The sequence below is a fragment of the Cellulomonas sp. P4_D11 genome (assembly GCF_056401915.1).
The window spans coordinates 97,023-110,066 of the sequence record NZ_JBFUIK010000014.1 but is presented as its reverse complement, the minus strand read 5'-3'; the positions used below and the strand labels follow the sequence as shown (position 1 = coordinate 110,066).

The 13,044-nt window shown below is 72.5% G+C and carries 8 protein-coding genes; 2 read left to right on the top strand and 6 right to left on the bottom strand.

What is annotated here, in order from left to right; all coding sequences use genetic code 11:
* Positions 1 to 7: 7 nt before the first annotated feature.
* From AC1DT4_RS10910 to AC1DT4_RS10900, 3 genes are all read right to left on the bottom strand, one after another.
* Complete coding sequence (locus tag AC1DT4_RS10910) at positions 8 to 1,312, bottom strand: acetate/propionate family kinase (RefSeq protein ID WP_477089810.1); 1,305 nt, start codon at positions 1,310 to 1,312, stop codon at positions 8 to 10.
* Entirely contained in the window at positions 1,309 to 3,381 is a 2,073-nt protein-coding gene (gene pta, locus AC1DT4_RS10905) for a phosphate acetyltransferase (RefSeq protein WP_477089809.1), read from the bottom strand. The genes AC1DT4_RS10910 and pta overlap by 4 nt, the downstream gene beginning before the upstream one ends.
* A gap of 74 nt (positions 3,382 to 3,455) precedes the next feature.
* The gene (locus tag AC1DT4_RS10900) at positions 3,456 to 5,933 is read right to left on the bottom strand and encodes a phosphoketolase family protein (RefSeq protein ID WP_477089808.1); all 2,478 of its coding nucleotides are present in this window, start codon (positions 5,931 to 5,933) and stop codon (positions 3,456 to 3,458) included.
* A gap of 282 nt (positions 5,934 to 6,215) precedes the next feature.
* Here AC1DT4_RS10900 and AC1DT4_RS10895 point away from each other — a divergent pair, with 282 nt between their 5' ends.
* Positions 6,216 to 7,139: an SURF1 family protein gene (locus AC1DT4_RS10895; RefSeq protein ID WP_477089807.1), complete on the top strand. Its 924-nt coding sequence runs from the start codon at positions 6,216 to 6,218 to the stop codon at positions 7,137 to 7,139.
* Between the two features lie 178 nt (positions 7,140 to 7,317).
* Here the strand turns inward: AC1DT4_RS10895 and arfB are convergent, their stop codons facing one another.
* The 3 genes from arfB to AC1DT4_RS10880 are packed head-to-tail and all read right to left on the bottom strand — an operon-like array spanning position 7,318 to position 11,325.
* On the bottom strand, positions 7,318 to 7,746 hold the full coding sequence (gene arfB / locus AC1DT4_RS10890; protein WP_477089806.1) for an alternative ribosome rescue aminoacyl-tRNA hydrolase ArfB: 429 nt from the start codon (positions 7,744 to 7,746) through the stop codon (positions 7,318 to 7,320).
* 1 nt (position 7,747) lies between these two features.
* Positions 7,748 to 9,481 (bottom strand): ABC transporter ATP-binding protein, encoded by a 1,734-nt coding sequence (locus AC1DT4_RS10885; protein WP_477089805.1) that lies wholly within the window; start codon positions 9,479 to 9,481, stop codon positions 7,748 to 7,750.
* Positions 9,478 to 11,325, bottom strand: a complete 1,848-nt coding sequence (locus AC1DT4_RS10880) for an ABC transporter ATP-binding protein (RefSeq protein WP_477089804.1) — start codon at positions 11,323 to 11,325, stop codon at positions 9,478 to 9,480. Before AC1DT4_RS10880 ends, AC1DT4_RS10885 begins: the two co-directional genes overlap by 4 nt.
* A gap of 100 nt (positions 11,326 to 11,425) precedes the next feature.
* Here AC1DT4_RS10880 and guaA point away from each other — a divergent pair, with 100 nt between their 5' ends.
* Positions 11,426 to 13,024 carry a glutamine-hydrolyzing GMP synthase gene (guaA, locus tag AC1DT4_RS10875; protein ID WP_477089803.1) on the top strand — a complete coding sequence of 533 codons (1,599 nt, stop codon included), beginning with the start codon at positions 11,426 to 11,428 and terminating at the stop codon, positions 13,022 to 13,024.
* Positions 13,025 to 13,044 lie beyond the last annotated feature (20 nt).

Here is a 13,044-nt window from a genome sequence, read left to right as displayed (position 1 = left end):
AAGCTCGTCAGGCGTGGCCCGCGGCCGCCGGGGCGGGGTCCGACTCGTCGCTCGTGCCCTCGTATCCGGCCGCCTCGATGGTCGCGACGGCCTGGCGGGCGATGGCCAGCTCCTCGTTGGTCGGCACCACCATGACCAACGTGCTGGTCCAGTCGGGCGAGATGATCGTCGGCTCCTTCTTGCGGCCGGCATTGCGCTCGGGGTCGACCGCGATGCCCAGCGACTCCAGCCCCTCGAGTGCCCGGGCGCGGACGATCGGGTCGTTCTCGCCGACGCCGGCGGTGAACGTGATGACGTCGACCCGCCCGAGGACCGCGTGGTACGCCCCGATGTACTTGCGCAGCCGGTGCAGGTACACGTCGAGCGCCAACGAGGCGTCCTCGTCGCCGGCGTCGATGAGCGTGTGCAGCTCGCGGAAGTCGTTCTCGCCCGCGAGCCCCTTGAGCCCCGAGCGACGGTTGAGCAGGTCGTCGACGTCGTCGACCGACAGCCCCGCGTTGCGCTGCAGGTGGATCAGCACGGCGGGGTCGATGTCGCCGGAGCGGGTGCCCATGACCAGGCCCTCGAGGGGGGTCATGCCCATCGACGTCTCGACGGCGACGCCCCCGCGGACCGCCGACGCCGACGCGCCGTTGCCCAGGTGCAGCACGATCTGGTTGAGGTCCTCGAGCCGCCGGCCCAGGACGCGCGCGACCTTGCCCGAGACGTACTGGTGCGACGTCCCGTGGAACCCGTACCGCCGGACCCCGTGCTCGCGGGCAACCTCGCGGTCGATCGCGTACGTCGCGGCCGCCTCGGGCAGCGTGCGGAAGAACGCGGTGTCGAAGACGACGACGTGCGGCACGTCGGGCAGGAGCTCGCGCGCGACCTGGATGCCGGTGAGGTTCGGCGGGTTGTGCAGCGGTGCCAGGGGAGACAGCGCGTCGATCCGCGCGACGACCTCGTCGTCGACGATCACGGGGGCGCCGAAGACGGCGCCGCCGTGCACGACCCGGTGCCCGACGGCAACCACGTGCGCCTGCGTGAGGTCCGGGCCGACCTCGTCGAAGAGCGCGAGCACCGCGCGCAGGCCGGCGCCGTGGTCGGCGACCCGGTCGGAGCGCTCCGTGGTGTTGCCGCCGTACGTGTGGCGGACGGATCCCTCGTCCTCGCCGATCCGCTCGACGATGCCCGACGCGATCGCCTCGCCGCCCACCGGGTTGACCAGCTGGTACTTGATGGACGACGAGCCCGAGTTCACGACGAGCACGCTGCCGTGCGCTCCGTGGACCTCGGGTACAGCGCCGGGATTCCGCTGTGTCTTCGGGGTCACGAGGGTTCCTCCGCTTGCGCCTGGATGGCCGTGATCGCGACCGTGTTGACGATGTCCTGCACGAGAGCGCCGCGGGACAGGTCGTTGACCGGCTTGCGCAGACCCTGCAGGACGGGGCCGATGGCGACCGCACCGGCGGAGCGCTGGACCGCCTTGTACGTGTTGTTGCCGGTGTTGAGGTCCGGGAAGATGAACACGGTCGCCCGTCCGGCCACCGCGGAGTCCGGCATCTTCGTCTTGGCCACGGAGGCGTCCACGGCGGCGTCGTACTGGATCGGGCCCTCGACCGAGAGGTCGGGGCGCCGCTCCCGCACGAGCGCCGTGGCCGCGCGCACCTTCTCCACGTCGGCCCCGGACCCGGACTCGCCCGTCGAGTAGCTGAGCATCGCGATGCGCGGCTCGATGCCGAACTGCTCGGCCGTGCCCGCCGACGAGATGGCGATGTCCGCCAGCTGCTCCGCCGTGGGGTCGGGGATCACCGCGCAGTCGGCGTAGACCAGCACCCGGTCCTCGAGGCACATGAGGAACGCGCTCGACACGTTGGAGACGCCCGGTACGGTCTTGATGATCTCGAAGGACGGCTTGATCGTGTGCGCCGTGGTGTGCGCGGCGCCGGAGACCATGCCGTCGGCGAGCCCGAGCTGGACCATCATCGTGCCGAAGTAGGAGACGGACGTGACGATCTCCCGCGCCCGCTCGAGCGTCATCCCCTTGTGCTTGCGCATCTCGGTGTACTGCTCGGCGAACCCCTCGAGCAGGTCGTTGTTGCGCGGGTCGATGATCGTGGCGGCGTCGAGGTCGAGCCCGAGCTCGGTGGCGCGCGTGCGGATCGCGGGCTCCTCCCCGAGGATCGTCAGGTCCGCGACGCCGCGCTGCAGCAGGGTCGACGCGGCGCGCAGGATCCGGTCGTCCTCGCCCTCGGGCAGCACCACGTGCTTGCGGTCGGCGCGGGCGCGGTCGAGCAGCGCGAACTCGAACATCAGCGGCGTGACGACCTCGGGCCGCTCGACGTCGAGGGCGGCCAGCAGAGCGGCACCGTCGACGTGCTGCTCGAACAGCGAGAGCGCCGTGTCGACCTTGCGCTGGGACTCGGCCGACAGGTGGCCGTGGGTGTCCGCGGCGGCGCTCGCGGACCGGAACGTGCCCAGCTCGGTGCTGATGATGGGCAGCCTGCTGCCGAGGCCCTCGACCAGGCGGGCGATCAGCGGCGCGGGCCGGAAGCCGCCGTTGAGGACGATGCCGGCGAGCGAGGGGAAGCCGTCGGCCTGGTGCGCGACCAGCAGGCCGAGCAGGACGTCCGACCGGTCGCCCGGCGTGATGACGACCGCGCCGTCGGTCAGCCGGCTCAGCAGGTGCTCGACCGACATCGCCCCGACCAGCACGTCGAGCACCTCGCGCGACAGCAGCGTCTCGTCGCCCGCGATGAGCGTGCCGTGCACCGCCTGGGTCAGCTGCCGGACGGTCGGCGCCGTGAGCAGCGGGTTCTCCGGGACCGCCCACGACGGCAGCCCGGTGCCGGCCCGGAGCGCGTCCCGCACCCCGCTGACGGAGCCCGGGGCACACCGGTTGGCGACGATCGACACCACCTGCGCGTGGTTGGCCGTCATCTCGGTGACCACGACGTCGGCCACCTGCGCGACGACACCCGGCTTGCGGTGCCCGCCGTTGATCACCAGCACCACCGGCGCCCCGAGGTTCGCGGCGATGCGGGCGTTGTACGCCAGCTCCGTCGGGCCGGCGACGTCCGTGTAGTCGGTGCCGACGACGACGACCGCGTCGCAGCGCCGCTCGACGTCGTGGTACCGCGACACGATCTGCGCGAGCGCCTGCTCCGGGTCGTCGAGCACCTGCTCGTACGTCACCCCGACGCACTCCTCGTAGGTCAGCTCGACGCCGTCGTGCTGGAGCAGCAGCTCGAGCACGTAGTCGCGCACGTCCGTCGAGCGGGCGACCGGCCGGAACACGCCGACCCGCTGCACGGTGCGTGCGAGCAGGTCGACGAGGCCCAGCGCGATCATGGACTTGCCGGAGTCCCCCTCGGGGGAGGTGACGTAGATGCTGCGGGCCACGGTGGGCGTCTCCTGGAGCCGGTGGAACGGTGGCCGTGGGGCGGTGTCACGCGCCCCACGGTCGAGGTCGTGCGCTACTCGTTGTCGCCGCCCGTCGAGATCGTGGCGGCCACCTGCCCCTCGTCGGCGGCGTCCTGCGCGTCGGGCCAGACCCAGTCGCGGACCTCGGGCAGGTCGTCGCCGTGCGCGCGCGTGTACTCCCGGGCCCGGAGGCGCTCGTCGACCATCTTCTGCCGCAGGTTGGCCTGGGCCGTGCGCAGGTGCGGCACGTTGTCGATGACGTCGATGACCAGGTGGAACCGGTCGAGGTCGTTGAGCATGACCATGTCGAACGGCGTCGTCGTCGTGCCCTCCTCCTTGTACCCGCGCACGTGGATGTTGTTGTGCCCGTGCCTGCGGTAGGTGAGCCGGTGGATGAGCCACGGGTACCCGTGGTACGCGAAGATCACGGGCTTGTCCTCGGTGAACAGGCCGTCGAACTGCGCGTCCGACAGCCCGTGCGGGTGCTCCCGCTCGTCCTGCAGGCGCATGAGGTCGACGACGTTGATCACGCGGACCTTGAGGTCCGGCAGCTCGCGGCGCAGGATGTCCGCCGCCGCCAGCACCTCGAGCGTGGGCACGTCGCCCGCGCAGCCCAGGACGACGTCGGGCTTGTCGCCCGCCACCTCCGTCCCCGCCCAGTCCCAGATGCCCAGGCCGCGCGTGCAGTGCGCGATCGCCTGCTCCATGGTCAGGAAGTTCGGGGCCGGCTGCTTGCCCGCGACCACCACGTTGACGTACTGCCGGCTGCGCAGGCAGTGGTCGTACGTCGAGAGCAGCGTGTTGGCGTCCGGCGGCAGGTAGACCCGGATGACGTCGGCCTTCTTGTTGACCACGTGATCGATGAACCCGGGGTCCTGGTGGCTGAAGCCGTTGTGGTCCTGGCGCCAGACGTGGCTGGACAGGAGGTAGTTCAGGCTCGCGATCGGCCGGCGCCACGGGATGTCGTCGGTGACCTTCAACCACTTGGCGTGCTGGTTGAACATCGAGTCGATGATGTGGATGAACGCCTCGTAGCAGTTGAACAGTCCGTGCCGGCCCGTCAGCAGGTAGCCCTCGAGCCAGCCTTGGCACTGGTGCTCGCTGAGCATCTCGAGCACGCGTCCGGCCCGCGCCAGGTGCTCGTCGACGTCGGGACCGAAGAACTCGGCGTTCCACTGCTTGTCCGTCACCGCGAAGACCGACTGCAGGCGGTTCGACGCCGTCTCGTCGGGCCCGAAGATCCGGAAGTTGTCGGGATTGAGCCGGATGACGTCCGTCAGCCAGTCGCCGAGCACCCGGGGTGCCTCGCTCATCGAGCCGGCCGGCACGGGCACGTCGACCGCGTACTCGCGGAAGTCGGGCAGGCGCAGGTCCTTGAGCAGCGCGCCGCCGTTCGCGTGCGGGTTGTCGCTCATCCGGAGCTGACCCGTCGGCGCGAGCGCGCGGATGTCGTCGTGCAGCCGGCCGCTCTCGTCGAACAGCTCGTTGACGCGGTACGACTCGAGCCACTGGCGCAGCACGTCGAGGTGCTCGGGGGTGTCCCGCGCGTTGGCGAGCGGCACCTGGTGGGCCCGCCACGAGCCCGTCGTCTTCTTGCCGTCGATGTAGTCCGGCCCGGTCCAGCCCTTGGGTGTGCGGAACACGATCATGGGCCACTGCGGGCGCTGCTCGTTGCCGGCGTGCGCGCTGCGCTTGATCTCCGCGATCTCGTCGAGCACCTCGTCGAGCAGCGTCGCGAACCGGCGGTGGATCTCCTCGTGCGACTCGTCGTCGAAGCCCGCGACGAACATGTGCGGCTTGTGCCCGTAGCCGACCATGAGCGACTCGAGCTCGTGGTCCGGGATGCGTGCCAGCACGGTCGGGTTGGCGATCTTGTAGCCGTTGAGGTGCAGGATCGGCAGGACGACGCCGTCCTTCTCCGGGTTGACGAACTTGTTCGAGTGCCAGCTGGTGGCCAGCGGGCCGGTCTCGGCCTCGCCGTCTCCGACGACCGTGGCGACCAGCAGGTCCGGGTTGTCGAACGCGGCGCCGTAGGCGTGGCTGAGCGCGTAGCCGAGCTCGCCGCCCTCGTGGATCGACCCCGGCGTCTCGGGGGCCACGTGGCTCGGGATGCCGCCCGGGAACGAGAACTGCCGGAACAGCCGGTGGATGCCCTCGGTGTCCTCGGTGATGTCCGAGTAGTACTCCGAGTACGTGCCGTCCAGGTACGCGCTCGCGACGAGCCCCGGGCCGCCGTGCCCAGGACCGGTGACGTAGATGGTCGACTGGTCGCGCTCGGCGATCGCGCGGTTGAGGTGCGCGTACAGGAAGTTGAGGCCCGGCGTGGTGCCCCAGTGCCCCAGCAGGCGGGGCTTCACGTGGTCACGGGTGAGCGGTTCACGCAGGAGCGGGTTGTCCAGCAGATAGATCTGGCCGACCGAGAGGTAGTTCGCGGCCCGCCACCACTGGTCGATCCGGGCCAGGGTCTCGCCGTCGATCGCCTCCCCGCTCCCTGTCCGCCATGCGGTGCTTGCCGACGTCGTCGTGCTCATGCGCGCTCCCCAGTCGTCCTCCCGGCGGTGCCCGCCGGACCGGTGCCAGCCTTGCGTCGGGCGCCGCCGGGGCCGGGGGACCTTGGTCCCCTCGGGTCGCGGACGGGCCTGTTGTCATACAACCGCACTCCGTCGTCGGATGCAGCATGGTGTGGGCGAACGCACGCGGAACAGCCGGTCGGCCTGCTCGTGGGCGGCTGCGCAGGTCAGCGGGGCTGTGGGCGGCTCGGAGGGCGGTCGGTCCGGTTCCGGCCGCGACCGGGCCGCGGGGTACCGTGAGGCGTGACCGAGCAGAGCCCCGCAGCCGTCGCGCGCGAGCGCGCCGCGGGGTCCGGCGCCCGCCCGGAGCCGACCGAACCGGCCCCGTCCGCCCGCGCGTCGTCGACCCCGACCGGTCCGGCACGGCCGGCGCCGGCGTGGGAGCAGTCGACCCGGCGCCCGCCGACGACCATGCTGCGGGCGGCCGTCCGGCCCCGCATGCTCCTGCTGCTGGTCCTCCTGCTCGCCGCGGCTGCCCTGTGCGCCCGGCTCGGGGCGTGGCAGCTGGACCGCGCCCAGGTGCACGGAGCGGCCGCCGCGGAACGACGCACCGCCGAGCTCGTCGCGGCCCCCGCCGTCCCGCTCGCGGACGAGCTCGCGCCGCAGACCACGTTCACCGGCGACCTCGTGGGCCGCAAGGTCTCCGTGACCGGGACGTACGACGCCGACGGACAGCTGCTGGTGACCGGCCGCGCGCACGACGGGACCACCGGGTTCCTCGTCCTGACGCCGCTGCACACCGCCGACGGGGACGCCGTGCTCCCGGTGGTGCGCGGCTGGGTGGCGACGCCCGCCGATGCCGACGACCCGCCGGCCGGGCCGGTGGACCTCACCGGCTACCTGCAGGCGTCGGAGGAGGCCGGGACGGGGATCGCCGACGGACGCACCGACGGCATCAGCTCCGCCGAGCTGCTGAACTCGTGGGGCGGACCGATCTACACCGGCTACCTGGTGGTCGCGTCCTCCGACCCCGCGCAGGCGTCCTCGGTCGTGCTCCTCGACCCGCCGACCAAGCCCGGCGCCGGCCTCAACATCCAGAACCTCGCCTACGCCGCGCAGTGGTGGATCTTCGGCGCGTTCGCCGTGCTGCTGTGGCTCCGCCTGGTGCGCGACGAGGCACGCGGCGCGGAGCCCGAGCCCGACGCGGCCGGTGGCGCGTCGGCCTGAGCCACCACCGGGCGCGGAGTCAGAGCGCCGGGGGTCGGCCGTGCCGGTCCTCCCAGTCCGCGACGAGCATCGAACCACCGCGCGAAGCTGCCGTCGCCGTCGCCGTCCTCCGAGCGAGCCTCCTCACGCGCACGCCCGAGCGCGTCACGGCATGCGGCCTCGTCGCCCAGCACCACCGTCAGCCCAGCGGCGGGCGGCGCCGCAGCTCCTTGACCGCCCGGCGCTTCTGCTCGCCCTGCACCCGGCGGACCTGCGAGCCGCGGCTCGGGCGGGTGGCCCGGCGGACCGGGCCCGGGGGAGCGAGGGCGTCGTCCAGCAGGGCGTGCACCCGGGTGAGCGCGGCCTCGCGGTTGCGCAGCTGCGACCGGTACTCCTGCGCGCTCACGGTCAGCAGCTCGCCGCGCAGCCGGCTGGAGAGCCGCGCCAGCACGCGGTCCTGCTGCGTCGGGCTGGTCCACGCGATGCGCGCCAGGTCGACCGTCAGCTCGACGCGGGAGTCGGTCGTGTTGACCGACTGACCGCCCGGGCCGCTCGACCGCGAGAAGCGCCACGCGAGGGCGTCGTCGGGGACGACGACGCCCCCGCGCAGCGTGAGTGGACCGGTCATGTCACTCGTGCTGCCACGAGTGCCACAGCGCGGCATAGTCGCCGCCGGCCGCGACGAGCTCGTCGTGCGGACCGATCTCCGTGATGCGGCCGGCGTCGACCACCGCCACCCGGTCCGCGTCGTGCGCGGTGTGGAGGCGGTGGGCGATCGCCACGACCGTGCGGCCCTTGAGCACCGCGGAGAGCGACTTCTCGAGGTGCCGCGCGGCGCGCGGGTCGAGCAACGAGGTGGCCTCGTCGAGGACCAGCGTGTGCGGGTCGAGCAGGACCAGGCGGGCCAGCGCGATCTGCTGCGCCTGCGCGGGTGTCAGCGGGGCACCGCCGGAGCCGACCTCGGTGGCCAGCCCGTCGGGCAGCGCCTGCACCCACTCCCACGCGTCGACCGCCCGCAGCGCGCGCTCGAGGGCCGCCGGGTCGGCGTCCTCCTGCGCGAGCCGCAGGTTGTCCGCGACAGTGCCGACGAACACGTGGTGCTCCTGGGTGACCAGCGCGACGTGGCCGCGCAGGTTCTCCAGCGGCAGGTCGATGAGCGGCACGCCGCCGACCGTCACCGTGCCGCCGGTGGGCGGGTGGATGCCGGCCAGCATGCGGCCGAGCGTCGACTTGCCGGCGCCTGACGGACCGACGACCGCGAGCCGCTCGCCGGCCGCCAGGTCGAGGTCGATCCCGTGCAGCACGTTGTGGCCCTCGCGGTACGCGTACGTGAGGTCCCGCGCGGCGATGTCCTCGTCGACCGGGGTGCCCTCGCGGGACGACCGGTCCGGCTCGACCAGCTGTACGCCGACGATCCGCGCGAGCGAGGTGGCGGCCACCTGGATCTCGTCGATCCAGAAGATCAGCTCCCACACCGGTCCGGTGATCTGGTACGTGTACAGCACGATCGCGGTGACGGCGCCGACGGTGACCTGGCCCTGCGAGGCGAGGTACCCGCCCCAGAACAGGACGGCCGCCGGTGCGAGCACGAACGCGCCGTCGATGCCGGGGAACAGGATCGTGCGCAGCCGCAGCGTCGCCTTCTCGGCCTCGAACGCCTCGCGCAGGTCGTCGTCCACCCGGGCCATCCGGCGCCGGCCGAGGCGCAGGGCGTCGACCGTGCGGGCGCCCTCCACCGACTCGGTGATGGTGCCGTTGAGCGTCGCGTACGCCGCGGACTCGCGCTGGTAGGCCGGCGTCGCGCGCTTGAGGTACCAGCGCACGAGGATCACCAGCGTCGGTACGCCGATGAACATGGCGATCGACACGAGCGGCGAGATGACCAGGCAGGCGACGATCGTCAGCGTGATGGTGACCACCGCGACGATCACGCGGGGGACGCCGAAGCGCACGGCGTGCTGGAGCTTGTTCACGTCGTTGGTGGTGCGGGCGACCAGGTCGCCGGTCCCGGCGCGCTCGACGGTGGACAGCGGCAGCGCCGTGACGTTCTCGATGAACTCCTCGCGCAGCTCGGCGAAGACCTCCTCGCCGAACACCATCGACGAGCGCTGCGCGAAGCGGATGAGCACCGTCTGCGCCAGCACCGCCGCCGCACCGATCGCGATCAGCGTGTTGATGTAGCCGACGGTCGTGCCGTCGTTCACCGCGTCGACCAGCATGCCGAGGATCCACGGACCGGCGAGGCCGGCGGTCGCGGCGAGCGTGTGCAGGACCGCGATGACGGTCAGCGGCCGGCGGTGCTTGCGCATGAGGAGGCCGGTGTAGGCCCGCACGGTCGCCGAGTCGGCGATGGGGAGCTTCATGACTGTCCTCCGTTCGTGTCTCCGGCCGTCTGGCCCGCCATCAGCTCTTCGTGCAGCCGCTCGTCGTCCGCCAGGTCCTCGACCGCGCGGTTCTCGAGCGACTCCTCGTCCATCTGCCGTCCGACGACTGCCCGGTAGGCGCGCGCGACCTCGAGGTCGTCGGCGCCGTGCGCGAGCAGCTCGTCGTGCGTGCCGCGGGCGCGGATCACGCCGCCCTGCACGAACGCGACCTCGTCCACGTGGTCGAGCACCAGCGGGCTCGCGGTGACGACGAGTGTCGTGCGACCCCGGCGGACGTCCGCCAGGCGCGCGGCGATCCGTGCCTCCGTGTGGGCGTCGACCGCGCTGGTCGGCTCGACCAGCACGAGGATCTCCGGGTCGATCAGCAGCGCGCGGGCGAGCGCGACGCGCTGGCGCTGGCCGCCCGACAGCGACCTGCCCTTCTCGGGCAGCTCGCCGGCCAGGCCGTCGGGCACCGAGTCGAGCACGTCGTGCGCGTCGGCCGTCGCGATGACCCGCAGCAGGTCCTCCTCCGTGGCGCCCCCGCGCACGTCGAGCTCGCGCTCGAGCGCGCCGGAGAACAGGTGCGGCGTGGCCTCGGCGACGACGATGCGCTCGCGCACCGCGTCCTTGTCGAGCTCCGACAGCAGCACCCCGCCGAGCCGGACGGGCGTGTCCTTCTCCGCTTCGTCGTCGAACCGCCCGAGCCGCGTCGCGATGCGTGCGGACTCGTCGGGGTCCGCGCTCACCAGCGCGAGGACCCGGCCCGGCTCGAGCGTCAGCTCGCTGGCCTCGTCGACGAGCGGGACGTGCCGGTCGGGCACGGTGGCGGTGCCCTCGGTCGCGCCCGTCGCCGGGACGACGCGCAGCACCTTGACCACCTTGGTCGCGCCGATGTGCGCGCGCGTCGCGGCCTGCAGCATCTGCGTCGCGTTCTGCACGGGCCACGACAGGAACGCCGCGAAGCCGTAGGTCGACACGAGCTGGCCCGGGGTGATCGTGCCCGCCAGCGCCATGTGCGCGCCGAGGTAGAGGAGGACGACGACGAACGCGCCCGGCAGGAGCACCTGCAGGGCATCGAGCACCGACTGCGTCTTGGCGACCTCGACCCCGCGGCGCCGGGTCTCCTGCGACTGGTCGCGGTACCGGCCCGTGAACACGCCCTCGCCGCCGATGCCCCGCAGGATGCGCAGGCCCGAGACGGTGTCCGCGCCCAGCGTGGTCAGCCGGCCCGACGCCTCGCGCTGCGCCGCCTGACGGCGGGACAGCGGCTTGACCAGCAGGCCGAGGATCGCCGCCACCGTCGGCAGGCCGAGGATGACGACCAGGCCGAGCGGCACCGAGACGTTGAGCATGAGGACGGCCACGACGCCGTACGCGACGAGGCTGCCGAGGAAGTGGGCGGCCAGGGCGTAGACCTCACCGATGCGCAGCGCGTCGTTGGCGACGGCCGAGACGACCTCGCCCGTCGGCAGCTCCGACGTGATCGCGTGGCCCGACCGCGACACGGTCTTGCCGACCAGCTGGGACGACGTGAACGCGGCGCGGAGCCAGTTCGCGATGTCGTAGCGGTGGCCGATGGCCGATGTGGTGATGACGACGGCACCGAGCGCCAGCAGGGTCCCGCACGCGCGCCACAGCTCCGGCCCGAAGCCGTGCGTCAGGCCGTCGTCGATCGCATGGCCGACGACGTACGGCGTGAACGCCTGCGCGGCGAACATGACGATGCCGAGGCCGACCGCGGTCAGGAGGATCCCCCACTGCCGGCGGGCCAGCCACCAGAGCAGCGCGGTAGGCCCGCTCAGAGGCGGGGTACCGGGGTCGTCGAGGGGGAGAGAACGCACGAGGAGCAACGTTACGTGCGGGCACTGACAGGAAAAAACACTATTCCGCGACGTCGGACGCGCGGACGGAGGCGGCCGTCGCGCCGACTACCCTGAGGGCGTGACGCAGACGCCTGACCCGGCCGCCACCACCCACCGACCCGTGCTCGTCGTCGACTTCGGCGCGCAGTACGCGCAGCTGATCGCGCGGCGCGTGCGCGAGGCCAACGTGTACTCCGAGATCGTGCCGCACACGGCGTCGGTCGCGGACCTGCTGGCCAAGGACCCGGCGGCGATCATCCTCTCGGGCGGACCGTCCTCCGTGTACGCGACCGGCGCCCCGTTCGTCGACCCGGCCCTGTTCGAGGCCGGTGTCCCGGTGCTCGGTATCTGCTACGGCTTCCAGGCGATGGCCGCCGCGCTCGGCGGGACCGTCGCCCAGACCGGGCAGCGCGAGTACGGCGGGACCGCGGTCGAGGTCACCGAGGCCGGGACCGTGCTGGCCGGCAGCCCGTCGTCGCAGACCGTGTGGATGAGCCACGGCGACGCCGTGCACGCCGCGCCCGAGGGCTTCGAGGTGCTCGCGACGTCGTCGGGAAGCCCCGTCGCCGCGTTCGAGGACCGGGCCCGCCGGCTGTACGGCGTGCAGTGGCACCCCGAGGTCAAGCACTCGCCGCTCGGGCAGAAGGCGCTCGAGAACTTCCTCTACGAGGGCGCGGGCCTGGCTCCCGACTGGAACGCCGGGAACGTCGTCGCGGAGCAGGTGGAGAAGATCCGCGCGCAGGTGGGCACCGCGCGCGTGATCTGCGGCCTGTCCGGCGGCGTCGACTCCTCCGTGGCCGCGGCTCTCGTGCAGAAGGCCGTCGGCAGCCAGCTGACCTGCGTGTTCGTCGACCACGGGCTCCTGCGGTCGGGCGAGGCCGAGCAGGTCGAGAAGGACTTCGTCGCCGCCACGGGCGTGGAGCTCAAGGTCGTCGACGCGCGCGAGCGGTTCCTGCACGCGCTGGCCGGGCACACCGACCCCGAGACCAAGCGCAAGATCATCGGGCGCGAGTTCATCCGCGTGTTCGAGGACGCGGCGCGGGAGATCATCGAGGACGCAGCGCACGGCGACGCCTCCGCTCACCCTGTGAAGTTCCTGGTGCAGGGCACCCTGTACCCCGACGTGGTCGAGTCCGGCGGCGGCGAGGGCGCGGCCAACATCAAGTCGCACCACAACGTGGGCGGGCTCCCCGACGACCTCCAGTTCGAGCTGGTCGAGCCGCTGCGCACCCTGTTCAAGGACGAGGTCCGCGCGGTCGGCCTGGAGCTCGGCGTTCCCGACGCCATCGTCTGGCGCCAGCCGTTCCCCGGACCCGGCCTCGGGATCCGGATCATCGGCGAGGTGACCGCCGAGCGCCTGGACATCCTGCGCGCCGCCGACGTCATCGCCCGCGAGGAGCTGACCCGCGCCGGCCTGGACCGCGACATCTGGCAGTGCCCCGTGGTGCTGCTGGCGGACGTGCGGTCGGTCGGTGTGCAGGGCGACGGGCGGACCTACGGCCACCCGGTGGTGCTGCGGCCCGTGTCGTCGGAGGACGCGATGACCGCCGACTGGACCCGCTTGCCGTACGACGTGCTGGCGACCATCTCGACCCGGATCACCAACGAGGTACCCGAGGTCAACCGCGTCGTCCTCGACGTGACGAGCAAGCCGCCGGGCACGATCGAGTGGGAGTGACCGGCGACCATGGCGAAGGA